The sequence below is a fragment of the Paenibacillus psychroresistens genome (genome assembly GCF_009728935.1).
Taxonomy (GTDB): domain Bacteria; phylum Bacillota; class Bacilli; order Paenibacillales; family NBRC-103111; genus Paenibacillus_AC; species Paenibacillus_AC psychroresistens.
The window spans coordinates 5,155,916-5,181,645 of sequence record NZ_CP034235.1 but is presented as its reverse complement, the minus strand read 5'-3'; the positions used below and the strand labels follow the sequence as shown (position 1 = coordinate 5,181,645).

Annotated in this window: 21 protein-coding genes; all 21 read left to right on the top strand. The window is 41.3% G+C overall.

All coding sequences use genetic code 11. The features are described 5' to 3' along the window. The first annotated feature begins 140 nt into the window (after positions 1 to 140). The 21 genes from EHS13_RS23775 to EHS13_RS23675 all read left to right on the top strand — a co-directional run bounded on the left by EHS13_RS23775 (position 141) and on the right by EHS13_RS23675 (position 25,665). Positions 141 to 593 carry a hypothetical protein gene (locus tag EHS13_RS23775; RefSeq protein ID WP_155702777.1) on the top strand — a complete coding sequence of 151 codons (453 nt, stop codon included), beginning with the start codon at positions 141 to 143 and terminating at the stop codon, positions 591 to 593. Positions 594 to 1,120: 527 nt separating this feature from the next. Further along, positions 1,121 to 1,444 carry an IS66 family insertion sequence element accessory protein TnpA gene (tnpA, locus tag EHS13_RS23770; RefSeq protein ID WP_155702776.1) on the top strand — a complete coding sequence of 108 codons (324 nt, stop codon included), beginning with the start codon at positions 1,121 to 1,123 and terminating at the stop codon, positions 1,442 to 1,444. Beyond that, positions 1,438 to 1,791: an IS66 family insertion sequence element accessory protein TnpB gene (tnpB, locus tag EHS13_RS23765; protein WP_155698875.1), complete on the top strand. Its 354-nt coding sequence runs from the start codon at positions 1,438 to 1,440 to the stop codon at positions 1,789 to 1,791. Before tnpA ends, tnpB begins: the two co-directional genes overlap by 7 nt. A gap of 77 nt (positions 1,792 to 1,868) precedes the next feature. After that, positions 1,869 to 3,452, top strand: coding sequence for an IS66 family transposase (gene tnpC / locus EHS13_RS23760; protein ID WP_155702775.1), 1,584 nt, complete (start codon positions 1,869 to 1,871; stop codon positions 3,450 to 3,452). Positions 3,453 to 3,470: 18 nt separating this feature from the next. After that, on the top strand, positions 3,471 to 3,920 hold the full coding sequence (locus EHS13_RS23755) for a DUF1801 domain-containing protein (RefSeq protein WP_155702774.1): 450 nt from the start codon (positions 3,471 to 3,473) through the stop codon (positions 3,918 to 3,920). A gap of 30 nt (positions 3,921 to 3,950) precedes the next feature. Next, on the top strand, positions 3,951 to 4,133 hold the full coding sequence (locus tag EHS13_RS23750) for a hypothetical protein (RefSeq protein ID WP_155702773.1): 183 nt from the start codon (positions 3,951 to 3,953) through the stop codon (positions 4,131 to 4,133). A gap of 21 nt (positions 4,134 to 4,154) precedes the next feature. Then, positions 4,155 to 4,403, top strand: a complete 249-nt coding sequence (locus EHS13_RS23745) for a hypothetical protein (RefSeq protein ID WP_155702772.1) — start codon at positions 4,155 to 4,157, stop codon at positions 4,401 to 4,403. Between the two features lie 229 nt (positions 4,404 to 4,632). Next, positions 4,633 to 5,049, top strand: coding sequence for a hypothetical protein (locus EHS13_RS23740; RefSeq protein ID WP_155702771.1), 417 nt, complete (start codon positions 4,633 to 4,635; stop codon positions 5,047 to 5,049). A 289-nt stretch (positions 5,050 to 5,338) separates the two neighbouring features. After that, the gene (locus tag EHS13_RS23735) at positions 5,339 to 7,171 is read left to right on the top strand and encodes a sensor histidine kinase (protein ID WP_155702770.1); all 1,833 of its coding nucleotides are present in this window, start codon (positions 5,339 to 5,341) and stop codon (positions 7,169 to 7,171) included. Between the two features lie 15 nt (positions 7,172 to 7,186). Continuing rightward, positions 7,187 to 8,740 (top strand): response regulator transcription factor, encoded by a 1,554-nt coding sequence (locus EHS13_RS23730; protein WP_155702769.1) that lies wholly within the window; start codon positions 7,187 to 7,189, stop codon positions 8,738 to 8,740. Positions 8,741 to 8,902: 162 nt separating this feature from the next. Next, complete coding sequence (locus tag EHS13_RS23725; RefSeq protein WP_155702768.1) at positions 8,903 to 10,213, top strand: ABC transporter substrate-binding protein; 1,311 nt, start codon at positions 8,903 to 8,905, stop codon at positions 10,211 to 10,213. Between the two features lie 86 nt (positions 10,214 to 10,299). Beyond that, positions 10,300 to 11,172, top strand: a complete 873-nt coding sequence (locus EHS13_RS23720; protein ID WP_162463224.1) for a carbohydrate ABC transporter permease — start codon at positions 10,300 to 10,302, stop codon at positions 11,170 to 11,172. Further along, entirely contained in the window at positions 11,169 to 12,014 is an 846-nt protein-coding gene (locus EHS13_RS23715) for a carbohydrate ABC transporter permease (RefSeq protein WP_155702766.1), read from the top strand. Before EHS13_RS23720 ends, EHS13_RS23715 begins: the two co-directional genes overlap by 4 nt. A 7-nt stretch (positions 12,015 to 12,021) precedes the next feature. Further along, positions 12,022 to 12,675 (top strand): hypothetical protein, encoded by a 654-nt coding sequence (locus EHS13_RS23710; RefSeq protein ID WP_155702765.1) that lies wholly within the window; start codon positions 12,022 to 12,024, stop codon positions 12,673 to 12,675. 50 nt (positions 12,676 to 12,725) lie between these two features. Continuing rightward, positions 12,726 to 15,701, top strand: coding sequence for a glucosidase family protein (locus EHS13_RS23705; RefSeq protein ID WP_155702764.1), 2,976 nt, complete (start codon positions 12,726 to 12,728; stop codon positions 15,699 to 15,701). After that, positions 15,698 to 16,768, top strand: coding sequence for a DUF4185 domain-containing protein (locus EHS13_RS23700; protein ID WP_155702763.1), 1,071 nt, complete (start codon positions 15,698 to 15,700; stop codon positions 16,766 to 16,768). Before EHS13_RS23705 ends, EHS13_RS23700 begins: the two co-directional genes overlap by 4 nt. Positions 16,769 to 16,783: 15 nt before the next feature. Continuing rightward, positions 16,784 to 19,873, top strand: a complete 3,090-nt coding sequence (locus EHS13_RS23695; RefSeq protein WP_155702762.1) for a DUF7402 domain-containing protein — start codon at positions 16,784 to 16,786, stop codon at positions 19,871 to 19,873. A gap of 189 nt (positions 19,874 to 20,062) precedes the next feature. Further along, complete coding sequence (locus tag EHS13_RS23690; RefSeq protein ID WP_155702761.1) at positions 20,063 to 20,752, top strand: alpha/beta hydrolase; 690 nt, start codon at positions 20,063 to 20,065, stop codon at positions 20,750 to 20,752. Between the two features lie 655 nt (positions 20,753 to 21,407). Continuing rightward, positions 21,408 to 23,321 carry a PAS domain S-box protein gene (locus EHS13_RS23685; RefSeq protein WP_155702760.1) on the top strand — a complete coding sequence of 638 codons (1,914 nt, stop codon included), beginning with the start codon at positions 21,408 to 21,410 and terminating at the stop codon, positions 23,319 to 23,321. A 137-nt stretch (positions 23,322 to 23,458) separates the two neighbouring features. Then, on the top strand, positions 23,459 to 23,800 hold the full coding sequence (locus EHS13_RS23680) for a hypothetical protein (protein ID WP_155702759.1): 342 nt from the start codon (positions 23,459 to 23,461) through the stop codon (positions 23,798 to 23,800). A 422-nt stretch (positions 23,801 to 24,222) separates the two neighbouring features. Next, on the top strand, positions 24,223 to 25,665 hold the full coding sequence (locus tag EHS13_RS23675; protein ID WP_162463223.1) for a hypothetical protein: 1,443 nt from the start codon (positions 24,223 to 24,225) through the stop codon (positions 25,663 to 25,665). Positions 25,666 to 25,730 lie beyond the last annotated feature (65 nt).

The following is a 25,730-nucleotide window of genomic DNA, read 5'->3' as shown; positions in this document are numbered from 1 at the left end:
GTTGTAAATCTATTAGTAACTGTGTGTGACAGGAAGTTAGCCGACTCAAATTTGACGTCTCAAAATCCAATTTCAATGTGATTTTAAATTTACAAAGATAGCAAATAAGCAATGAAACCAAAAAAAGAGGAGAAATAATAATGAATAAGCTTTACTTTTCAGTAACAATTTTGTTCGTACTCCTATTGTCGTCAGGTTGCAATAAAAACTATGCCATAAACCCAAATGATATTGACAATATTAAGTTAGAGTTAGTAAATATATCAAAATTGCCTCAGGGAACTTCTTATGCAATTAAGTTAAAGAATGGTAGTAAGCATATAATTAAACAGAACGTTGTTTATTTAAGCTATCCCATTAAACAACCTAACGGTCAAACTGGAAATAAATTTAAAATAGAAGCAAATGGAAATAAATTAGATATAAAGCCAAATGAAGTGATTACATTAAATGTCTTTGCTCCAATTCAAGAATATGAGAATAATAATAATTTGATTATAGAAAATCCGAATGTTGAAATTAAAGGATTTATAGATGAAGTAAAAGCAGAGAACCAATTTAATAAAGGCGGAGGAGTACAATTAACGAAGTAATCATTTTAAATCATTTTATAACTAAATGATGACCAAAAATGAGAAAATGATATTCAAAAAATAATTGATAAGGAGAACTTAATGAGCAGACGTATTAAGTATATCGTTTTTACCTTAATTATTTTATCTTTTATATCTTTATCAGTTGCATGTATATTATTTAAAAGTCAGAATCGTAAATTAGTTAATCAGTTAGATGGGGTTAAACATTCCTTGTCCTTTTCACTAATTCAATATGATTTAACGCAGTTAGAAGGTTCGATCACTTATCAAATTCAAAATGAATGGCAGATACCTTTTTATTGGTTAAGGTGATGATGTAGAAACATACTAGTTCTTTGTATTTGTGTTTTAGTTATAGGAGGGTAGGATAATGGAATGAAGTAACAAATATGTAGTTTTAAGAAATTATTTAAAAGGGGTGCATTTATATGGACGTACAAGGTAAGCGTAAAATACTCCCCACCTAAAAATATGGATTATTCTATGAGATAATCTACTTCAGATTTAATGAAGGAGGCTATCTTATGGATAGTAATCAACGAACTCAGGATTGGATAACAAGAATAGCAGACTTTAAATCCAGTGGACTTACGATGGCAGCGTGGTGCAAAACTCATGAGCAAAGTATGCATCAATTGAAGTACTGGCTCAAAAAAATGAATATTTCCGTACGTCCAAGATCCTCTTCTTCCACGCATTGGCTGCCTGTTGCTCTTCCCAGCAACAAACTACAAATAGACGGGACAGGCAACCTCGTTGTTCGAGTTGGCTCTGCAAGTATTGAGGTTCCAGCAGACTTTAACGCCAATCTACTTCGTGACCTTGTACGCACATTAACTTCATGCTAAATGCTTCGAGCATCGAACGTGTTTACCTCGCTTGCGGCAATACAGATCTGCGCAAATCGATTGATGGACTCACCGTGCTGGTTAAAGAAGGCTTTGAGTTGGATCCCTTCTCATCCAGCCTCTTCGTATTCTGTAATCGCAATCGAGACAAACTCAAAATTTTGCATTGGGATCACAATGGCTTTTGGCTCTATTATCGTCGGCTGGAACGCGGTACATTTCGTTGGCCTTCTTCGAATACAACTCCTTTAGTCGTCGGTTACCGTGAATTGCGCTGGCTTTTGGATGGACTTTCACTTGAGCAACAGCAAGCGCATCCTTCCGTTACCGAACGCACCGTGATCTAACTTCAAGGAACAGGAAGTTCGAGATTTTGACAAAATTGTTGAAAGGAAAACGGTGAGCTAGGTCGAAAAAGTTAGATATGGAAACCACAACGGATACGTCCCACCCTACAATAGAAGAGTTACAACAACAAAATATAAAACTGGCCAAACAAAACGCCGAACTGTCTGCGAAGCTGGCTTGGTTCGAGGAGCAATTCCGTCTCAGCCAGAAGAAACAATTCGGTGCATCAAGTGAACGAACGCATCCGGATCAATTGGATCTCTTTAACGAAGCCGAGTCGGATGCCAATCCCGCTGCAGAAGAACCAACGTTGGAATCCGTTACCTACAGCCGCAAGAAACAAAGCGGACAACGAGAGGCCATGGTTGAGAATTTACCTGTAGAGACGATCGAGTACCGCTTGTCCGAAGAAGAACAAACTTGTTCATGCTGCGGTGGAAACTTGCATGAAATGAGCACTGAAACGCGCCAAGAACTGAAGCTTATTCCTGCTGAAATTAAGCTCGTGAAGCATGTGCGTTTCGTTTATGCTTGCCGTCGCTGTGAGGTCGAGGCGACCACGACACCTGTGGTTACAGCACCGATGCCACGTCCGGTTTATCCGGGAAGCCTAGTCTCTTCCTCGATGATGGCTTACATCATGAGCCAAAAATATGTAGAAAGCATGCCCCTTTACCGTCAGGAGCAGCAGTTTGCACGACTTGGCGTAGCCTTGTCCCGTCAGACGTTAGCCAATTGGATGATCCATGGTACAGATACTTGGTTGCGATTGCTGGTTGAACGCATGCACGAGCATCTGCTTCAAAAGGACATTCTACATGCAGATGAGACGACCTTGCAGGTGCTGCGAGAACCAGGTCGATCTGCAGAGAGCCAGTCTTATCTTTGGCTTTATCGTACCGGGCGCGAAGGTCCGCCAATCATTATCTATGAGTACCAGCCAACACGAGCAGGGGAACACCCGCGCAAGTTTTTAACGGGTTTCAAAGGTTACCTGCATGTTGACGGTTACTCGGGATACCACAAGATAATGAATGTGACCTTAGTCGGTTGCTGGGCTCACGCCCGTCGCAAATTTGATGAGGCCCTGCAGGCATTACCGGATCCTAAACGATCCACTCCTGTAACTGCCAGTGAAGGTTTAGATTTCTGCAACCGTCTCTTCGCTATTGAGCGAGAGATTAAGGATTCTACACCTGAAGAGCGTACAACCATTCGAATGGCGCGTAGTCGCCCGATTCTGGATGCTTTTTCAGCATGGCTTCGTACACAGCGATCTCGCGTTTTACCCAAGAGTAAACTCGGGGAGGCAATTATTTATTGCCAAAACCAATGGGAGAAGCTCGAGACTTTCATGAATGACGGTCGCTTAGAGATCGATAACAACCGAAGCGAACGCTCGATTAAGCCCTTTGTCATCGGTCGAAAAAACTGGATGTTCAGCAATACGCCTCGCGGTGCAAAGGCAAGTGCCATGATCTATAGTATGATCGAAACGGCTAAAGAGAATGGATTAAATCCAATGATCTACCTGACTTATCTATTTGAGAAACTCCCCAATTTAGAAGACCCAAAAGACACGAAAGCTTTAGATATGCTATTGCCCTGGTCACAGAGTTTGCCTCTGACCTGTCGTGTATTCAATAAGAAAACCACTTAGTCCCCGTCCTTTGTACTTGTGCAAGGTGGGGGCTGTTTTACGCTTACCGTACAAGAACAAATCAAAGAGTATATTACTAGCCAACCTGAACCAAAACGTAGTGATATGCAAGCGTTGCACCGTATCATTCTGCAAGTAATGCCAGCATGTAAATTATGGTTCTTAGATGGTAAAAACAGTGAAAATATAACTGTTTCAAATCCTAATATAGGATATGGATTTCACACCATAAAATATGCTGATGGAAAAACCAGAGAGTTTTATCAAATTGGTATCAGTGCAAACAAAACCGGAATCTCTGTCTATATCCTTGGTATTAAAGATAATAAATATTTAACCCAGACATATGGAAAAAAACTCGGCAAGGCGAGTGTAAGCGGATATTGCATTAAGTTCAAAACGCTAAAAGATATAAACATTGATATACTTGAAGCGGCAATACGATATGGGGTTGAGGCGACACGATAACGAACTTCTAATTCGATCGGAGGGGGCATAATGAAACTTTGGCAAGTTAGAATCATCCCAGTCCTGATTTGTTTGGCACTGGTGGCAAGCGGATGTACCGGCATAAAAAGCAAGGGCACGAAGCACGTAGGAGTTAGCAGTTTGATTAATCCCTTAAACATTACCGAATTGTTGAAGCGCCCGGAGGCGGAGGTTCTTGAGTATTTCCAATAAAGGCGTGAGGATTTTGAAGGCTTGGGCGGTTATATGTTAGAAAACGAAGGCGTATTCCAAACCCGGCCCGTCATCCTCCATCAAGGTTATGCCATCGACAAAATCCAAGATCCCGCCGTTCAGCAATTGGCTCAACGTTTGTTCCAAGATGGGGTAGTGAAAATGGTATCTTCCTTAAATGATAACCCGAGTAAACGTGTTGATATTTTGGTTGACGACGAATACGGCTTGTATCTGATCATTACACCCGTTGAGCAGGACAATGATTAGTGGAAATAGATTTATCCTAGCTTGCAGTTGATCCGGATTTATCAGGGAAAGTTAACAATTCTAATGGAATGACGAGGCTGCTCCGCTTAGGAATAGTCTCAAATAAAACGTTTAACAAACGCAAGAAAATAAATAGGAGGTTGTTTCATTTGGATGAGATAAAAATAATAAATGTAGATTCTACTAATTCAGATTTAGCTGGTTTGATAATTAATCTGGATGGTTATTTATGAAAAAGAGATTGTTAAAAGTAACGGTTATAAGTCTCGCTGTTTTATTTGTATTTAGTTTGATTGGATGTAGTATTACTGCAAAGAATAGTTCAACGGAGAAAACCTTTGAGCAAACAATCGATGAAAAACTTATAAATATTTCTAATTCAAAGGATAATATAGTATCATTATCTTCCAATCCATATGACTATATTAAAGGTATAGATAGTAATAAGGATTACAAATACATTGTTTTACAAGGAGAAAAGTCTTTAAATTATATGCTCAACAAATTTGCTAATAGTGACAAAAATGGATTAGAAGCATATATTATGGCGATCGCTTGTTCTGAAATACTAAAAGAGAATCCAGCCTCTAAAAATTGGGCTTCTGGTGGGGAATGGTATGATAACTATATTAAAGGCAAATATTAAATATAAAATCGTACGTTAACAGGCAGGTTTGTTGAGTAGCATGATGGAATTGATGTGAAGTTTGTAAAGTCTTGTGGTAGAAAATGTATGACCTTATTTATTTGGTTGTGCATTTTTTTATTTTCAAGGCTTTTTTTGCGTTCTAAAAAGAGATGAATCACTAAAAGCCGTACGACAAGGTTTACTATTTATTCTTTACACTTTGTGAGATTCGGTTATATTTATAATAACGCTTTCAAGCAGAGAGACTTTGCTAAGGCAAAGTCCCTATTACGGGGAGGATATCAGCATGAACAGATTCTTACAGCTATTGGGCAAGCCGATTTATGCCATAAGAAGCAAATTGAAATACCAGCTGCTGCTAACCTACATGTTCATCGTATTTCTTATCTTATCGATAGTCAGTGTTATTTTCTTTAATTTCTTCTCGACTAAAACAGTCAAAGAAAACAATATTTATATGGGCCAATTGAATAAGCAGATTATTCTGAATTTGAATCATGCCATTACTGCGCTTGAGAATACGACTTTTTTGTTGAACTATAACAATGATATCAACGAATTAAGCAGAGCCAATCGTAAGGATCCCTACTCATCATCACTCCAGGTTGGTACCAATGAATATAAATCGATTGATAATTACTTTTTCAATCTGATTTACTCGGTTCGAGAAATTTATGGCGTATATATTTATTCCTTGGAAGGGGAAAATGTTTTCTCACGCAATCGGCTTTTAACGGCCCATTATCATGCAACTGTCGAACAGACAACTTGGTTTAAAGAGGCATTAGCCAGAAAAGGCAAGAAAGTATTGATCGGCAGACATAAGAACCAATTTGTAAATGATGGCACGGACGTTATATCGATAGCAAGATCAATAACTGATTATAGGGATGATCGGACGCTTGGAGTTATTGTTGTTGATCTTAATATTAAACAAATTGAGAATATAGTTAATGATATCCAAATTGGTGATCAAGGCGCAGTCGTTATTCTCGATGATCAGAATAAGCTCGTGTATAGCAATAATGAATCCATTTATCAAAAACTCGAATCCAGCAGCAGCTTTAACCATGTAATCGGAGCGAACAATATGCAAGCTTTCTCCTTGGGAAGAGGAAATGAGAAGCTGTTGATTACGCAAAACAAATCGGAATCTACCAACTGGAATGTTTTAACGATTCGCCCTTATTCTGAAATTATTAGTGAAATTGTACCTTTTCAAAAAGACATGCTGCTGCTTTTTATTTTTTGTCTGCTCATAGCGATGATATTATCATTCATTATTTCTGAGCAAATGTCTAAGAGATTGAATTTACTGAAAAGGTTTATGGAAAAAGCGGAAAACGGGAACTTTGACTTCAGGATGGAGGTCAAGGGAGTTAATGAAATCTCCAAGCTATCTGCCGGTTTTAACTCCATGCTGTCGACAATTAAACATTTGGTAGAGGTTGAATATAACGAAAAGCTGTTGCGTAAAGAAACAGAGATCAGCTTGCTTCATGCCCAAATCAATCCGCATTTCTTATATAACACTTTAGGATCTATCAAAAGCTTGTCTATTGACGAAGGCGGCCAAAAGACATCGCAAATGATCCAGCATCTTGTGCTACTTTTCCGTTATAACCTAAGCCGGGATGGCAAGAAGGTATCCATTCGTGAAGAAATGGACCATATTAAAAATTACCTCGCCTTACAGCAATGCCGGTTTGAAGATAAAATGAGTGTGGATTATTGGATAGATGAAGAAACATTAAACGAGGATATTCCCATTTTCAGCTTGCAGCCCATTATCGAGAATGCGTTTGTGCATGGCTTCAGCCAAAAGCTGGGCAATTACTCGCTGGAAATCAAGTGCTGTTACGAGGATCAGTTTATCAAAATTTATATTAAAGATAACGGTACGGGTATGAGCGCTGACCAAATCATTGAAATTAACAAAAAATTAGAAGAACGTTCGCATTCTGCGATTTATTTTTTTGACAGCAAAATAGGCATATTCAATGTGAACTTGCGGTTGAAGCAGTTTTTTGGAGAAAAGTATGGCTTGCGAATATTCCGTAATGAGGACGAAGGCGTTACTGTGGAGTTTAAATTAGTAAGACGAGATATAGCTGGATAGAGGGAAGGTAATCAATTGTTAAATGTATTGATCGTCGACGATGAGAAATGGATGAGGAAAACATTAAGGAATGCGGTCGAATGGAATCAATTAGGAATGAACCTTGTATTCGAAGCAGAGGATGGCGCTCAGGCCTATGAGGCTATCATTCGGCTCAAGCCAGAGCTTGTTTTAGCTGATATTCAAATGCCCGGCATGGATGGCATTACGTTATTGCGCAGAGTGAAAGACGAAGGGATCATGTCCATGTTTATTTTTTTGAGCGGATATGATCGTTTTGATTATGCGCAGAATGCCATAAATTTAGGTGCAATAGGTTATCTGCTAAAGCCGGTTGACGAGCACGAGCTCAAAGAGATGCTAATTAAAGCTAAAGAGCTGCATTTGGACAAACAGGTCGAGCAGCATAAGAAAATGGAGGGGCTTGTAAGCAGGTTATTGCAAGGAGAAGCCAAAAGCGAGCACTATCAAGAGTTTTTGCAGCTGCAGCCTAAGGCTGTTCTGAATAAATTTGTCGTTGTGGCAGTTGAACTAGATGATATGAATACAATTAACTGGAACAAAATGAATCAGAATCAAACGATTATTACGGCATGGAAAACCCAAACAGTAAAGTGTGGCTTCACTTGTGAATTTGTCTTCTCCAAAGCAGGGATAAGTGTATTGATTATGCCCAATAAACAGCTTCAAGAAATGGAATCTGCTGTTATAGAAGCGATGTGCCGAAAAGCCGCGGCAGAGATTCGCAATCTTACCGGGTATACGATTAGCTGCGGTATCGGTCAAATGGTTTCAAGCTTTTCGTTAATTAACAGCTCTTACCTGGAATCAGGAAAGGCTTTAGAGTACAAGCTGCTTTTGGGTAAGGAAAGTATAGTAGCCTATGAAAGGCTAAGAATTAAAACCTTTGGAGTAGAGCTGCTCGACCATGCATTGAAAGTCACAATAGCCAATTTTATCAAGCAAGGGGATCCAAACCATATCGATTCGATAATTCAATCTGTTAAAAGCAGGATGGAGGAATGTCAGCCAACTCCACAGGATCTCAAGCTGTTCATCTACTCCTTTATTGATCTAATATCCCATTCATTGCTTGCTAAGACCGCATTGGAATCTCAAATGGATCCGAACAAGCTGTATGAAGATATTTGCAATTGTGTCGGCCTTGAAGCTGTATTTCTCAGATTGAAAAGCCTGCTAGAAAAAGTGAGTTCTGTTGCGTTCCTTGATCAGGGCGATTTCTACAAAAAGCTTGTAGAAGGAATAAAGGTCTATATTCATTCCCAATATAAACAGGATATCAGCTTAGAGTCGATCTCCAGAGAATTTCATTTTTCCCCCAATTATATTAGTAAAATTTTTAAGGAAGCTACTGGTGAAAGTATCCTGGATTATGCATTGAATTTTCGGATGCAAGTGGCCAAAGAGCTGTTGTTAAGCTTGCATAACAGTATTTCGGACGTTGCAGGGATGGTAGGCTATAAGGATAATCCCAAATATTTTACCAAGGTATTCAAAAAAAGTGTAGGCATAACACCAATGGAATATCTCCATAAGCGAAAGTTATAATAGCTGTCCGGCATGTGCTAAAGACGGCGATGCCGATTTTTACTGTGCGCTTTTTTACTCCTTATCGTTGATTTTTGCCGTTGTGGCTGTCCATGCCCCGTACTATCATAAAGCTAGCAACAAAATAACATTAATTCGCAGGAAGAAACGGGAGGAACTACTTTGAAAAGAACATTGGCAGTGGTTTTATCATTATTGTTCGTTGTAACCGCTTTATTAACAGGCTGTAGTAAAGGTTCAGATGATGTGAAATCGAGTGATGCAGCAACAGCCGCACCGAAGAGTAATCCAGTTACGCTGAAAATGGTTTATTGGGACCCTGCCCAAAAAGATATCATGGAGAAAATCAATGCCAAGTTCACAGAAGAAAATCCAACTATAAAAGTGGAGCTTGAGCTTGCACCAGGAGATCAATACGATCAAGTGCTCAAAACGAGATTTCAATCCGATAATGGGCCGGATGTATATATGTACTTCGGCAGCGGTGCTTATAAATATGCACAAGCCGGTTATTTAGGCGACTTGTCAAATGAGCCTTTTGCAGCTAATGTACTCCCGGCTTTCCAAGGTTCAGTAAGCTTTGAAGGCAAGCTATACGCAGTTCCATTAAACGCTACAACGAGCGCAGTTTTATACAATAAGAAAGCGTTCGCAACTGCAGGAATTACGGATATGCCTAAGACATACGCCGATTTCCTCGCTTTATGTGAAAAGCTGAAAAAAGCTGGCATCATCCCGATTGCCAGAGGTGCAAAGGACGCATGGACCAGCCTTCATGAAACAGGTCCACTTGCAGCCGGATACGTGCTGAATAACAATGAAAATTTCCAAACAGACCGCTTTAACGACAAATTCAAATTTGCTGATAATGCGGACATGAAAACTTATTTTACAAAATATGCAGAGCTAGTTGACAAAGGGTATATCGATAAAGGTGTCCTTGGGATGAATCACTCACAAGCCATGCAAGATGTTGCTGACGGCAAAGCCGGGATGACCTTGGGAATCTCCGTATTCTATGGCGAATTAAAAACAGCTAATAAAGATGGTGAATTCGGATATTTTCAAGTGCCAAATGACAGCGGCAAATATTCAATTGTTGGCGGCAGCGATAAAGCCATTGGTTACTGGCCGGGTACGAAGCATGCAGCAGAAGCGAAGAAGCTGGTAGCTTTCTTTGCAAGGCCTGACATTGACCAGATGTATTGCGAAGCAACTCAAATGATTCCAACTCTTAAAGATGTTACTGTGAATTTGGATGAGCCGCTTAAACAGCTTGCTAAGGATATTGCTAGCGTACCGGTTGTATTCAATTGGTTTGATGTCCCATGGCCTTTGCCAGCACAAGATGCTTATCGTGCGCAAATTCAGCAAATTCACTCCGGTGAGCGAGATATTGATAAAATGCTGAAAGCCATTGATAAAGCATATGACGACAATAAAAGCACAATAACAGCACCAGCCGTGCAATAACGCATGGAATAAGGGTAAGGCAAGCAATGGCAAGCTTTCTATTGCTTGCCTTATCTAATTTATAAACACGTACAAGGAGAATGAAGATGGAGAGAAAAGGATGGATCAATCTACTGTTTATATTGCCTGCGTTGCTCCTTTTTACCGCCATCATTTATTATCCGCTTTTCAATAGCATCAAGTATTCATTCACTAGCTGGAATATGACTAGCCCGTTGTATGAGTATATTGGATTCAAAAATTATGCGGATATGTTTAGTGACGATCTGGTAAAAGCAGGGTTTAAAAATACATTTGTGTTTACATTATATTCAACTCTAATAGGCAATTCGCTTGCTTTATTGCTTGCACTAGTTCTGGATTCCAATCTCAGGGCCAAGAAGTTTCTACGTTCTGTTTTCTATATTCCCTGTTTATTGAGTCCTATTGTAATCTCAGCTGTTTTTGGGAATATTCTGCAATATCATGGTGTTCTAAATGAGTTTTTCCATAAAGTAGGCTTGGATTTTTTGATCAACGACTGGTTTGCAAACGCGGCAAGCGCGATGCCTATGCTTATTATTCTAAACGCATGGCAGTATTTGGGCTATGGCTCGATCATTTATTTAGCAGGGCTGCAAACAATCCCTGCCGAGTTATATGAAACGGCAAGAATGGATGGCGCAAGCAAATTTAAAACTTTCCGGTTTGTGACTTTTCCGTTGCTTATGCCTTCTATTACGATAATGACTTTTATGAGTATTACAGGCGGATTGAAATTATTTGATATTCCGTTTGTGCTTACCCAAGGAGGCCCTGGGACAGCTACAGAAACGATGGGTACAGTCATTTTCAAAATTGCCTTCAGGCATCAAAAATTCGGTTATGCAACTGCCATTTCCGTTGTGTTTTTCATCTTAATTGCCGTGATTTCTGTTCTACAAGTCAGATATACAAGAAAAAGGGAAGTCGTACTATGAGCCAAAAACAACTAAAAACACATAAAACAGGACCCTTACAAATTTCACTGAACATGGTCATGCTTGCCCTTTCCATTCTCATGTTGTTCCCGATCGTTTATGAGTTGGTTTCAAGCTTCAAGGATAAATCTGAAGTCAACAGGCCATTGGCTCTTCCCAAAACCTTCTACCTCGATAATTATATACAGGCTTTTGTAGACGGCCAGTTTCTGTTGTTATTTAAAAACAGCCTATTTATCGCAGGAAGCACGCTTCTGATTACGATTATTGTCAGCGCCTTTGCATCCTACCCTTTGGCTAGGAACAGCGGGAAGCGGTATAAGTTTGTTTATTTCTTCTTTTTAAGCGGCATTATGGTGCCTTTCCAAGCAGGAATGATTCCGCTTTATAAGCTAATGAACTGGGTACATTTAACGAACAATTCGTTAAGTCTCATTCTCATATGCGCGGGTACGTCTATACCGATTTCGATTCTTATCTACACAGGGTTTATTAAAACAGTGCCTATCCAGCTTGAGGAAGCGGCATTAATTGACGGCAGCAGCGTGATCCATACCTTATTCACCATAGTGTTTCCGCTTCTTAAACCAGCGACAGTGAGTGTTATTATCTTGAATATGATTCCGATCTGGAATGACTTTCAAACACCATTAATATTTATCAGCTCTGCAGCTAAAAAGACGCTGCCTTTGGGGATGTACAACTTCATTGGCGAACGGACTTCCGATATGGGACCTATTTTTGCATTTAGTGTACTGGCATGTATATTGCCGATTCTTTTGTTCTTGATTCTGCAGCGCCATTTCTACAAAGGTCTCACGGATGGTGCGATAAAAGGGTAGGCTGTATATGGAAAGATGGATGTTTCGCGCCATTATCAAGGATAGTGAAGAGCAAAAATTACGTTTAGAACTAAACAAACATTTCGATTCAGTTAGAGCTATGGTTGATAACGGAAAATTAATGACCGCAAGTTTGTTTATCCAAGACCAAAATGTATTTCTATACTATGAAAATTTAGAAGAGAGTATCATTCCGAGTGAATTATTTTCGAATGTAGAGCCATTTCTCGAAAAGCGGCCTGAAGTCGGTACGAATAAATGTTGGATTCCGATGAATGACATCTTTCATTTTAGCAAGCCGTTAAGTGTGGATCATTGGCGAAGAAAAGGCGCTGTACAAGCGCGGGTTGCCCTAATTGCAAGAATCAAGCCTGATATGCTGAGCAGCTACATTTATTATCACTACTTGCTTCAAGAAGGGCATTCAACCAACGACAATAAATATTGCATGATCGGGCTGGATGAGAATCTGATTTTTTATTATGAAGAGCTGCCTAAAACAGTGGAAAATCAAGTGAAACAGGACCAGAGAATTACTCATTTTCCACACAATTGGCAGGATACTTGGCAGGAGCTTATGGAGCCACATTTTATCTATTGGGAAGAAGCATCAGAGAATGATCGTAAATTGAAGCCATGTGAGTTCATTTTTGGTTGTTGATAAGATAATCATTAGATCATTAATCTGATCTGGCGAAATGAGGCATTGAGATGATAAAGTACGGTTTGCGTGATGACAAAGTAAGCTTTGACCTTGATTTATCAAAAGCACCTAAGAAGGTTAACAGAACGATGCATACCTCAATAACAGAGGAAGTAAACGCTATAGAACAATTTAACCGGGGCATAAAACGGGGGAATATCATACTTGTAACGGGTGACAGGCCAAGATTTGCTTTGATGCGGACCTACGCAGAGGACAAATCGGATCCGGATTTGATTAAATTCGGTGATTGCAGAATAGGAATCGAGTCACACGGCAGGTTTGAATGGATCGATCTGTCCGATGATATTCGCACGGTCTTTCGGCCTTCCTGTTCCGAATATGAAATTAGCTTGCAGCAATTTCCGGGTTTGAGAGTAGAGCTTATTATTTCTCAGGCTGGAAATTGGGGTGCTGTTGTCAAACTGACATTGAAAAATGCAGGCAATGAGCCAATGAGGCTTGCTGTAAAAATGGAATATGGCGGAATCTCCAAGCACGGCAGGACGTTTACGGCTTCGTATTTGAATTTAGAGGATGGAGATATTACAGGCAATAAAGTTGTTATGAATGCCGGAGCTGCCATTATTAGCGATAGAACAATACCGGAAGAGATTTATGTAACAAGCGTTCCAACAATAGAACCAGTAATTATAGGGGAAAGAGCGTCTTTTGCATCTGATATTTCACTTGAAAAAGATGAGTTATGGACCATGTTTTTAATTGTTGGATGTAAAAGTGAGTTTAATGGGAAAGATCAGCTTAAAGCTTCTGTTGATCCTGATCAACTGATCCAAGAGGCATCCGCCTATTACGAAGCAGTCGTTAAAGACATATCGATTTTAACTCCAAGCAAGGTTTTGGATTCAGGGTTTATGACTGCTGTGCTGAATTTGGAATATGATTATGGCGGTAAGCTCTGGCTGGAAGGGGTGCATTGGTGGTCTTCTTATTGGCCATGCAATTTCCAAATCTCTGCTGCACTATCTCTCGGCCAGCTGGATCGGGCAGAGAAAGCTTTGGACTTCTTAGGCAGCCTAGAATCAGGTCCATGTCCAGTGCTGATGGCTTCGGAAAAGCCGTATTTGAACCATATTGGCGTTTACAATCTTGGCATTGAAGAAGGATTGCCTTATTATCTGTACCAGCTTATTCAGTATTATAATCAAACCGGTGATAAAGCGCTGCTTATTAAGATTTGGGATAAGCTTTGCGGTTCGATCGATCATCTAATGGATGTGCGGGATGGCAGCCGCAGCGGATTGCTTGATTGGCACTTGGGATGTAATGGATTCCTCTATCAGGCAGATCATCTGGCAATGCCTGGTGATGCAGCATCTCCAAGCATCATGGTTTCTGGTTTATTGGAGCAGCTTTCTGCTATTGCACTTGAGCTTGGCAAAGATGAGGATCGTGCTAAGTGGAAGCAAATTGCGGATGTGATGAAAGATAAGCTTGCTACAAGCATGTGGAATGAGACAGATGAATTTTTTTACAACCATATTGATTATCAGCATATTAAACATGAAGCATCGTTCTATACAGATCTGGTATTTCCTGCGTTGTACTCCAGTTTCTCAGATGATATCAAGCTGAAAAGCCTGGATAACCTGCGTAAAAAGTTAATTTATGAAACAGATAACAATCATTTGCTGATGAGAGCTGGCGAGCTGAAACCAACTATTTTCGGAAATGATACGGTATTGCCTGCGCAAATTTGTGAAGCAGCTAGAGCATTGTTCGTAACTGGTGATGCAGAAACAGGCTTTAGATTATTAGAGTCAGTGTCATTGGCAGGTACGATCTATACGGAAGCTCCTGGAAATTTCCCAGAAAGAATGGACGATGATGGTAAGGGAGAAGCGAACTATATATTCGGCAATCCGATCGGCTCTTATATATATTCTGTTATTTCGGGATTGTTTGGCATAGAAGTCAAAGATAGCGGTAAGACATTGAAGTGTTTTCCCGCTTTGCCATCCGAATGGGAGCATGCAGAGTTGTGCCTGCCCTATTGCGAGTTGTCTTATAGGAAAATTATTGAAGATGAAAGAGTAAGGGTGTTGTTCAGCGTAAGCAGCTCTACTAAAAGAAGGCTTGATTTTGGTGTTTGGGTTGAAGCTGGTGATGTTAATGTGACTTGCAATTTCCATGAAAAGATTGCGGTTCTTACTGAATTTGGAAAAAAGAGAATTAGTGTCAGTTCCACAGCGGTGCAAACACATTATGAGATTGAGATTAGCTATGCCTCATCATCCCATAATAAATTAAGAACTTATCCGAAAATGACTATGCCTGCTTTTGAATCTGCCAGCTTGAAGCTTCTGAAGACACTGGATCAACGAAACTTTCAGACTTTACAATTGACAGGCTATTATAATGCGGATGGGATTTGTGCGATGTCGGGATGGCGCCATGAGGAGCAGCTTATCAATCTGGCAGGCTATGAGATGCACAATGGAGAATTGGAAATCGCAGAAATTCCGTTTAATGTTGATAAGTGTGGGACTGAAGCGGAAAGTGTAAGGATGGTGCTGCTGGAGTATGCAAACTCACATCCATATACAGGAGTAACCATCCCGTCTGAAAAGTCCCATCAAGTTCGTATTGAATTGAATCAAAATGCTAAAGCGATCGCTTTGCTTTACGCAAGTGAATGCCAGAGCCGTCAAACCGGAATTGATGTCGGGAAAATTATAGTTCATTATATCCAGGGCGAAGTTGACACCTTGCTTTTGAATGTCGGCAAAAACATCGATACACTATTCTCTCATTTTGCAGCAGACACTTTGCCGATCGAAATACGAAGCGGGATTCAGGACCATCCGATACATCCAGGAACAGATTATTTAAATCTGCTTGTTATTCCATGTGATTCAGAACGAGTGATTAGCAGCGTGGAATTAATAATTGAACTGCCTGATGTTCAACTAGGATTGATTGGGATGAGCTACTTGAAAACATTTAAAGGAGAAAGTCTATGAGAGCGAATACGAAGCGTATTCTCGGTGCCAAACTGGGAGAAGCTGAGCTACATCCCAATGGGAAAGGGGATGTCTGGGATACGGCTTGGACAAAAGATGGGCAGCTATACGTCATATCTGATGATTCCTATGGCTTTGATAATGCCTGTTTCAGTAATTTGGCTTTTCACCAGCTGGCAGGTGATGACCCATACAGGTTGGAGGGCAGAACGATTAACCCTATGCAGGAGTATGGACCGTTGTTTGGCATTTCGGAGATTGACCGCTGTTGTTGGAAAGCCCTAAGTGTTGCAAGTATTGACGGCACTCTATATATGACTGTTGCCAGGCACCGCTATGGCATGGAGGGTGTCGATCCGATGAAACGTCAACAATCGCATCATGCATCCATCATAAAATCGGACGATAATGGTCAAACCTGGACGCGCACCGTAGAGGAGAACCTGAAACAACCAACATTTTACGCGTATCGTTTTGGCGCACCTTGCTTTGTGAAATATGGCATGGATGGAGCAGCTGTAGTCGACAATGCCGACAGATATGTTTATGCAGTTTCCAACAATGGATATTGGGATAACGGAGATCATTATGTTTTAGGCCGTGTCTTGCGCACCGATTTGCCCAAGCTTGTAGGGGGTGATTGGGAGTTCTACACAGGTGGTGACGGAATGGACACCAAGAACTGGTCCAAGATCGTATACGATGCATTCCCGATTCTCAATGTTCCTGGCAAATGCAGCATGACCGGGATCCAGTATATAGAGCAACTTGACCGGTATGTCCTGATCCAGTGGTATTATACGACTGGCTCAGGGGAGACTGGCCACCAAGAAACGATTTGGGAGTTCTATGAATCGCCGACACCGTGGGGGCCTTGGAACAAATTTGCAGCGTATCTTTTTTACCCGCATGGATATTACAACCCGTATGTCGTTCCCAAGTTTACTAGTTCAGATGGCAAGAAATTGATCATTTTTACAACAGGCGATTTCATTACGAACCAAAGAAGTGAAGCAGAGAACCTCTATCGCTTAACGATTATTCCTTGCGAATTGCGGACGGAATAATAGGTGGACAAGGCTTTGATAGTAAAAATTGAGAGGGGGATTATGATGAATTCATTTTCAGTAGTTTCGAAGCCATCTATGGTAATTAAGTCTGTGCTGGCCTTTGTTTTTGTTATTCTTGTTGTTTTGATAGCGCTTTACAAGCCTGTTTTTGCTAATAACACAACCTATTATGTTAATAATTTGTCGGGGTCTAGCTGCAGCAATGCGGGAGCAGGCACTTCGACAGCGACACCATGGTGTGACTTCACACCAGTTAACAGCAGCTCGTTTCTGCCGGGAGATCAGATCCTTTTAGCCAGAGGAGCAACGTGGAACCAGCAGCTGACGTTTAACAGCTCGGGCACAACGAGTAGCTGGATTTCGATCAGTGCTTACGGTACAGGAGCCAAACCGAAGATCAGCCGTAATAGCGCTGCAACGGATCGCGGCATTTGGTTAAACAATGCTTCTTTTGTAAGCGTTAGCAATCTGGAGGTTTCGCATGCAGGCGCAGGCATTATTTTCTGGTATTCCACCAATCTGCATGATGGAATAACAGTTGATAATGTTTATGTACATGATATAAAGGGTATATTCGGATACTCGCCTGTACAAACTGATTTGCCGGGAATGTATCATTCAGCAGGCATTCTTATTACTGGGAATGTCCCAGTAACGACCTCGGACTATGCGGTGCAGAACGTTACTGTTTCGAATGTTGAAGGATATAATAATAATGACAATTTTGATATTTCCGGATTCAACCCAGGAGGGTTTATTGGATTCTTGAGTGATATCTTAGGTTATCATAGCGTCCAGAACGTTATTCTCAAAAACTCGTATTTCCATGACGGCGATGGCGGAGATAATTATGATAATTTGAGGAATATGAAAATTATTGATCACCGCATTGAAAATATGGCATCCAGATACCAAACGGTTGGCACGACCTCGCTCTTTTTCTGGCATGCCCAGAATGTGACAATTGTGAACAGTATCATCAAGGGTATTCCAGATACAGGTTCATATGATCAAGTAGGCAGCGATTTAGAAAAAGGGAATGACGGCATTCGTTTCCGCTCGAATTATATCGGGAATAATGCAGGTCCAGGCATTGAAATCCTTCAGGATCCGCTACAACCGAATCTTGAATTTTCTTCCAATGTGTTTGTCGGCAACGGAACAGCAGGAAACAGCAGTTTTCTCAGCGGAATTCAGAAAAGCTGGGGTGTTATATCTCCCACAGGCTCGATAAACGATAATCTATACTATGAGCCTACTGGATTTACGAATGGCCCGCTAAGCGCGATGACTTTCACGAATAATCAGGATGCACCGTCTGCTGCTACTCTCTTTCATGCAGCGAATGGTTACAGCAGCATTCAAACAACGAACAACTGGTCATATCAACTATATAATGGGTCAAGCTACTCGAATTTGAGCTATGATTCAGCTAATAGCTGGTGGGGAAGCTCCACCGGATATGTTTCTCGTCATGGGGCCTTGCCGAACAGCACTTCAAGCAACTGGCTAGCCAGAGCATGGAAAGCCCCAACTGCAGGTTATATCAACATCCGGGGAAGAGTCCTGAAGAATGATAGTGGTGGTGGAGATGGCGTCAAGGTTAGGATCACAAAGAACGGCAGTGTGATTTGGCCAACCAGCGGCACACCTCAAACGATTTCCTATAATGATGATAATGGCGTGAATACTACATTGAATGCAATTACGGTTGCAGCTAACGATGTAATCCGTTTCGAGGTTAATAATGGAGGAAGCGGTAATTCCGCGAACGATTTAATCAGCTGGTCGCCTTCAGTCGGCTATGATAATTATACTACCAAGCCAGACGATAGTGATGGGGATATTATTTACACTGGAACTTGGGGGATTGTCTCAGAACCAGGATATTATGGAGGCAGCGCGCATTGGACCCTGACAACAGGCGCATCCGCTGAGTACACGTTTACGGGTACTTCCATTAAAGTAATTGGTGCAAAAAACAATAACCATGGGAAAGCAGATGTATATATTGATGGTGTTTTCAGCCAAACTATTGACACCTATTCGGCGAGTACTGTCTATCAAATTGAAATTTACAGCAACACTAGCTTAAGTTCTGGGACACATACGATAAAAGTCGTGCAACGAAGCGATAAAAATGCAAGCTCAAGCAACTATTACACGGATATTGATGCATTTGATTCTTCTGGAACCACACCAACACCAACGCCAACGCCAACACCAACACCGACACCGACACCGAACTATGCTTCCGGTGCTTCGGTCACAGCAACAAGCTCTTTTGTTAATTCGGATTGGGGATTAAGCAGAACGAATGATAGCCAGCGCAGTTCAGTCACTGGGTCGTGGGGGTGGGCAACGACCAACACTCCGACAATCAACCACACGGAATCGATTACAATGGATATGTTGTCCAATCAAACGATCAGCCGGGTGGATATATATCCGCGAAATGATGCTGGACATATTGGAGAAGGATTCCCGATTAATTTTACAATTCAAGTGGCGACGTCTTCATCAGGTCCTTGGACGACTGTAGTAACTCAAACATCGTATCCTTTGCCAGGAAATGCTGTGCAGAGCTTCTCGTTTACTTCGCAAACTGCTCGCTATGTCAAAATAGAGGGTACTAGCTTGAGAGTAGTAAGTGGAGGCCAATATCAAATCCAGCTTGCCGAGATCGAGATTTACGGGACGGCATCCAGTTCAAACATTGCCCCGACTTCCACAGTTACTGCATCTTCACAATACAGTGGTGCTTATGCCAAGACATTGGCGGTAGATGGCATAAGTGGAATAGCCAACAGCAATGAATGGGCAGCATTGGCGGAAGCCAATCCATGGATTCAGTTGACATGGGGAAGCTCCCAGACGATTAATAAAATCCGGCTTTATGACAGAGTTAATTCCTCTGAGAATATTAATGGCGGGACATTGACCTTTAGTGATGGATCTTCAATTAGTGTATCGAGTATTTCCACAACGGGCGCTATGAAAGAAATAACCTTTGCTAACAAAACAGTGACTTGGGTCAAATTCCAAGCTGTCGGCGGAGTCGGCACGAATAATGGCTTGTCTGAATTTGAAGTATATAATTAACTTGGCTATGATGGACCGCTCTTTTCCAGTGATGGATAAAGAGCGGTTTTTTATTGTTGTCAGAAGAAAACCAGCTAATAGCTTGTCAACATTACTAATGAAACTTGTTTAATACGTATGTTATAGTTAAAAGTAAGCACACCAAATAACCTTCTATCGGGAATTAGATTTGAAAGGTAGGACAATATTATGAATGATAATTTACAAGAAGATTTTGTAATTTCAAAAATAGCTGGAGAGCTCGTCACCGAAACCTTCGAGTACGACGGTGGACGGCAGGTCACGGTGTACGTGCCGCCGAATCCGACCGAGGCAATCGTGTTCGCCGGTGACGGTCAGCTGATCTCGCAGTGGGGCGGGTACCTAGAGGCAGCCGACGTACCGCCAACGATGATCGTCGGTGTCTACCGGGCGGCCGATGAGGATGAGATGGTGCGCATCCATGAGTACTCACCGCTGTTCGATCAGGAGCGGTTCGCGGCACACGAGAGGTTCTTCGTCGAGGACGTCCGCCGATGGGTGTCGTCGCGCTTCGGTGTCGCGCTGCCCGCCGAGCGAACTGCGGTGTGCGGCGTGTCGGCGAGTGGAGAGTTCTCACTCGCCATGGGGCTTCGGCATCCTGACATCTTCGGTGCAGTCTTCTCCGCGTCGCCAGGCGGGGGCTACCGGCCGCCTACCATAATGCCAAGCCCGCTACCGCGCACCTACCTCGTCGCCGGCACACTGGAGCCGTTCTTCCTCGAGAACGCGACCCGGTGGGCGTCCGCACTGCGCGATGCGAGCGCGGACGTAGTGATGACGGAGCGGGTTGGGAATCACGGCGACCCGTTTTGGGCAAGCGAGTTCCCGCTGATGGTTGCTTGGGCGTTTGGACGCTGAAACATCGCGGACTATGGCCTTGGCGTTCACCGGGCATCTCGGACGTCAGGTTGCTAAGCCATAAGTGTCTTCTGCATTAATGCGTCGCGGCGTTCGGTTATCGCCGCTGTATCGACTGGGCTACCGTCCTCAGAGAACCGGGAAAGCCACGTAACTCGGTAAGTGCGTTGTCCTCGGCGATGGCATCCCAATAGCAGACCGATCCTGACCAAAGCTTTTATTCACTTCTTGATTCCTTGACCGGTTCATTTTAGACAACCTAGCTGCTTCAGGGTAAATAAAGTGATCCTCGAAATGTGAAAAGAATTAAAGACAATGGACAAAGCCCCCAAACTTTCGAGGCCGATGAAAGAGTCTCCATTGCGAAAAAGGTACAGACTCTCATGATCTTTGAGAGGGCTGTACCTTTATTGTTTCAGAGTTTAGGCAAATGTTTAATAGGTTAGTATTAGCAATTCGTTTGGCATTATTGTCTAGAAAAAATATTTAATTATACACACGGTAATATTTTCAGACTGGCTGTTTTTTCATGTCCAGAATTAATAAGGTGCTAAAAGCCATTCAGAGTATTATCTCCATATGTTAAAATGGTGTGAGGAATGTTTCTAACTAGCCGTGTAATACTTACATTAATATTATAAGCGGAGGGCGTATTATGATTAATGAAAGACAGGAACTTGAGGAATTCTTTGAAGAAGCTTTTACCTATGCGACTTATGGAATAGGGAAAGTATCATTGGATGGATCTTTTATAGCTGTTAATCCAGCAACATGTAATATTTTTGAATATAAACAGGACGAGCTGAGCAGCTTCAAATTTTTTCAGCTTTTACACCCGGATGAAGAAGTACTGAAGATTGAGGATATTTATGATCAAATAAATGTAACAAACACTGTCGCTAAACACCAAAATCGGTATATGCAAAAAGGTGGTAAAGTAGCTTGGTGTGAGGTCACCTTTACTTTAATTCGAGATGAAGTCGGCACACCTCTTCATTACCTCATACAAATTGTTGATATTACAGAGCGGAAGGAATCTGAAAACAAGCTGCAAGAGACCATTGAACGGTATACTTCTTTGAAAAAATACAATCATGATGCCATCCTATCACTAGATTTACAAGGTCAAGTGATGAATGGAAATAAAATGGCCGAAAAACTAACTGGTTATAAGTTAGATACAGAGCTGATTGGGATGGATATTGCAAACCTTATTGGACATGAAAATGTAAAAAGGATTCTTGAGGACGCTTTGCATGATAATACAGTTGAACAGGGGATTGAATCGATTATAACGAAAGAAGGCGAGGAGGTTGAAGTATTAACTAGCATTGCCCCCATTTTTATAAACAGTCATAACATTGGATTTTATCTGATAGCTAAAGATATTTCGGAACAAAAAAAGCTCTTGCTTGCCAAAGAGAGTGCAGAGAGTACAAATCAAGCGAAAAGCGAATTTTTAGCGATGATGAGTCACGAGATCCGGACACCTATGAATGGTGTGATTGGAATGACAGAGCTCTTATTGGAAACAACAATGCTTAATTCGGAACAAAGGGAGTATGTTGAGATTATACGAAAGAGCGGGGATTCTCTTCTTGCGATTATCAATGACATTTTGGATCTCTCGAAGATCGAGGCTGGAAAGAGCGAATTACAGGAAGATATTTTGGATGTTCGAAATTCCATTTCAGATACCTTGTCCATATTTTCATCAAAGGCAGCAGAAAAACAGCTGGAGCTGAACTATTTGGTTGGTCATGATGTCCCCGAATATATAATTAGTGATGCGGATCGGTTAAGACAAGTACTATTGAATCTTGTGGGTAACGCGGTCAAATTTACAGAAGGCGGCGAAGTGATCGTAAGGGTAAAAAAAGTCATAGTGGAACCGGATACGTCACACTTGGAATTTACCGTAAATGATACGGGTATCGGAATCCCAACTACAAGGTTAACTGATATATTTGAGCCATTCTCACAAGTCGATTCTTTTATGAACCGCACACATGAAGGAACAGGTTTAGGATTAGCGATCAGTAAAAAGATTGTTGAACTGATGGGAGGAACGATTAGGGCTGAAAGCGACGGTCAACAGGGGTCTTCTTTCATCTTTACTATCCGTTATACACCAAAAATCAGCGTTGAACACAAGACAAAACAGTCATTGTATCTTCCATCTGAACGACCTGGCAAGATTTTAATTGCGGAAGACAACAAAATCAATCAAATAGTATTAGCAAAAATGCTTGAAAAATTAGGGCACTCGGTGACAATTGCAGATGATGGAGATGCTGTTGTTAAAGCAGCAATGAATGAAGTGTATGACATTATCTTTATGGATCTTCACATGCCAGTTATGAATGGTTTTGAAGCGACAAAACGGATAAAGGAAACATCACCTCCTGATACTTGTCCCATTATCATTGCTGTGACTGCGAATGCTTTAAAGGGAGATCGAGAAAAATGCTTAGCTGCAGGTATGGATGATTATATAAGTAAACCTATCAAAAGAGATGTTGTAACCAGGCTCATCGATCAATTTATGAATAGCAAGGTTGGGAAATGATAGTATCTGAAAATACAAGTTTAACCCAAAGAAAAGGCTATGATATCTATCACTAATATATCAACTCTTACATACTATGAAAGTATGAAAGATTATTAATCTTTCTATATGACTAAATAGGAGAAGAGGGATAAAAAATGGCTGGTGTAAAAACATTTGTCAACCTCAGTCAGGCTGTTTTACAGATTACGCTTTTCGTACGGCAAGGAGCTGATCCAGTCAATCAAGACGGGACAGCAACATTTACGTTAAATCCAGAAGAATCACTGCTTGTTCAATATGGCAGCGATCTAAACCCATTTCTTAATGGCTTTACATTGTTTGCTATTCTAAATGGTGATCTGTATAGTAAAGTCCAATTTGTAACTGTAAGAGATAGTGAGTTTGATAAACTTCTCAATTATCATGAATTTATTTTTTTCTCTAAAATAATAACAGACTATGTGGTATCTGCAGCAAATCCTCCTGTTCAATTATAATGAGGCAAATCGATGCTATCAGAAAAACCCGCGGGCATCGCATAGTTTTCAGGCTCATCAAACATAAAATTTTGAAAAGTGTGTTAACAGTGTTTATAATAAAAAATGCAGCGACCTTTTAAGAGGTCGCTGCATTTTGTCTATTCCGTTTTATTATTCGTTTGTTCTAATACTTGATTATATAAGGATCTAAATGATCGCAACCTGTGATTGCATAGAGTTGCAACTAAATCTATCTTTACTTTTAGCATCAGATTTGGCAACAATGGAGTATAGATTGTAGAAAGGTAGTTGGGAAAACGAACTTTGGAGAGATGTTAAAAAGTGAGCGAATAAAATTTGGTCATTATTAAAGAGAAGATTAAAGCATTCTATTTTTCCAGCGCGTGGACAACAATAAAGGAAGGGAGGCTGTCATTCAGGTGAAAAGCTTAATAATGACTCTAAAAAAACAAGGGTTATCATTTTTTCAAACAGATATGCCACTGGTACTACTGGTAGTTCTGGCGGCAATTGGAATTCCTCAAGTGGTCGTAAAAGATTTGCAGTTATTCTCGTTCGAGTCAATTCTATATAAGGCGCTTACTATAGGACCGTTTCTGGTATACCTTGCCATTGCTTTGTTTCGAAAGAACAAAAGGCCGTTTTATGATTTTATAGTTTTGGGTGCGTTGCTTGGCCTGTTCGTGGCCGTAACCCATCAGATTACTATGGACAAGAATGTTCCTGAGCTTAAGGGTTATTTAAAAGACTTCTTCAGTCCGGCAGTCGAAGAGATTTCCATTCGGATCGTAATCTTTGTAAGGATACTTGTGACACGCCTCATAGCAGGGGCAGTTTTTGGCTTGATCGCCAGTGCTGTATACCGGATTCGACAGAGAGAGACGAAGAATCCTGATGGGAATTCTTCCTTATCTTCAGCTCCGCTCCAACGCTTTGCTCCTGCGCTGGGCTTGCTTCTTCTTGCGCCATGGGTGGGTGAATTTTTACTGGGAGTCAGTCCACTCAGGAATATTCTTGGGTATCCGCTTATTGTGCCATTGTATGGTGGAGGCGCCTTGCTCATTCGAGAGCTGGTCCGTCGTACTGGTCGAAGTTGGCCATCACTATTCCTTTTGGCTGCGGCATATGGCGTCATTGAAGCAGGCTTAATAGACCAATCTCTTTTTAACCAAGCTTTCTTAGGCCTTGAATCACAGAAGGTTACACCTATTCCTATTCTAGATATCAGCGCCTACAACGCATTTTCTTTTGTGATGGGGCATGTCATATGGAGTATCGGTGTCCCGATTGCAATTGTAGAAATGCTGACTCCTTCTAGAATGACCACACCTTGGCTGAGTAAGTTTGGTCTATCCATGATCGGCGTTTTATATCTTATTGGCTGTGCCATCGTTTTTAGCTTTATCTACGCCGATGAAAAATTCTTAGCTTCGCAAGGCCAGTTAATGGGTGCTGCTGCTGTTGCAATCACGTTGATTGCAATCGCCTTCGCCATTAACAAGAAAAAGGATTCAACTGCTCCTGCTGTGTACCGGGTGCCCAAACCATGGCCTCTTGGTGTGGGCACGTTTGTAATAGCAAGTCTGTTTTTTGCGAAGCCTGAAAGCTGGGCTGGTGTTATTATGGGCATCTTCATCTTGAGTATCGCATCGTTGCTCATTGCCCGTTGGTCACAGCAACATGGTTGGAGTTTGCAGCATCAGTTTGCCTTAATTGCTGGTGCTTTACTGACCTATGCATGGGGGGGCTTTGCTATGACATTGCTATTATGGCCAGTTGATTCTATAGCATGGATAGGTAATGTGCTCTGGGCGTTGATCGCCGTCGTGTTACTAATTTTTACGTCAAAACGCATACACTAAACCACTGAGCAATAATTACACCAGTATGTGTATATACAGGCTTTTCGGTTATACAGTTGTAATGG

Bases quoted from the DNA above. Each gene is read 5' to 3' on its own strand.
- EHS13_RS23775 (WP_155702777.1), top strand. From the start codon at position 141: ATGAATAAGCTTTACTTTTCAGTAACAATTTTGTTCGTACTCCTATTG.
- tnpA (WP_155702776.1), top strand. From the start codon at position 1,121: ATGGATAGTAATCAACGAACTCAGGATTGGATAACAAGAATAGCAGAC.
- tnpB (WP_155698875.1), top strand. From the start codon at position 1,438: ATGCTAAATGCTTCGAGCATCGAACGTGTTTACCTCGCTTGCGGCAAT.
- tnpC (WP_155702775.1), top strand. From the start codon at position 1,869: ATGGAAACCACAACGGATACGTCCCACCCTACAATAGAAGAGTTACAA.
- EHS13_RS23750 (WP_155702773.1), top strand. From the start codon at position 3,951: ATGAAACTTTGGCAAGTTAGAATCATCCCAGTCCTGATTTGTTTGGCA.
- EHS13_RS23740 (WP_155702771.1), top strand. From the start codon at position 4,633: ATGAAAAAGAGATTGTTAAAAGTAACGGTTATAAGTCTCGCTGTTTTA.
- EHS13_RS23735 (WP_155702770.1), top strand. From the start codon at position 5,339: ATGAACAGATTCTTACAGCTATTGGGCAAGCCGATTTATGCCATAAGA.
- EHS13_RS23720 (WP_162463224.1), top strand. From the start codon at position 10,300: ATGGAGAGAAAAGGATGGATCAATCTACTGTTTATATTGCCTGCGTTG.
- EHS13_RS23715 (WP_155702766.1), top strand. From the start codon at position 11,169: ATGAGCCAAAAACAACTAAAAACACATAAAACAGGACCCTTACAAATT.
- EHS13_RS23710 (WP_155702765.1), top strand. From the start codon at position 12,022: ATGGAAAGATGGATGTTTCGCGCCATTATCAAGGATAGTGAAGAGCAA.
- EHS13_RS23705 (WP_155702764.1), top strand. From the start codon at position 12,726: ATGATAAAGTACGGTTTGCGTGATGACAAAGTAAGCTTTGACCTTGAT.
- EHS13_RS23700 (WP_155702763.1), top strand. From the start codon at position 15,698: ATGAGAGCGAATACGAAGCGTATTCTCGGTGCCAAACTGGGAGAAGCT.
- EHS13_RS23690 (WP_155702761.1), top strand. From the start codon at position 20,063: ATGAATGATAATTTACAAGAAGATTTTGTAATTTCAAAAATAGCTGGA.
- EHS13_RS23685 (WP_155702760.1), top strand. From the start codon at position 21,408: ATGATTAATGAAAGACAGGAACTTGAGGAATTCTTTGAAGAAGCTTTT.
- EHS13_RS23680 (WP_155702759.1), top strand. From the start codon at position 23,459: ATGGCTGGTGTAAAAACATTTGTCAACCTCAGTCAGGCTGTTTTACAG.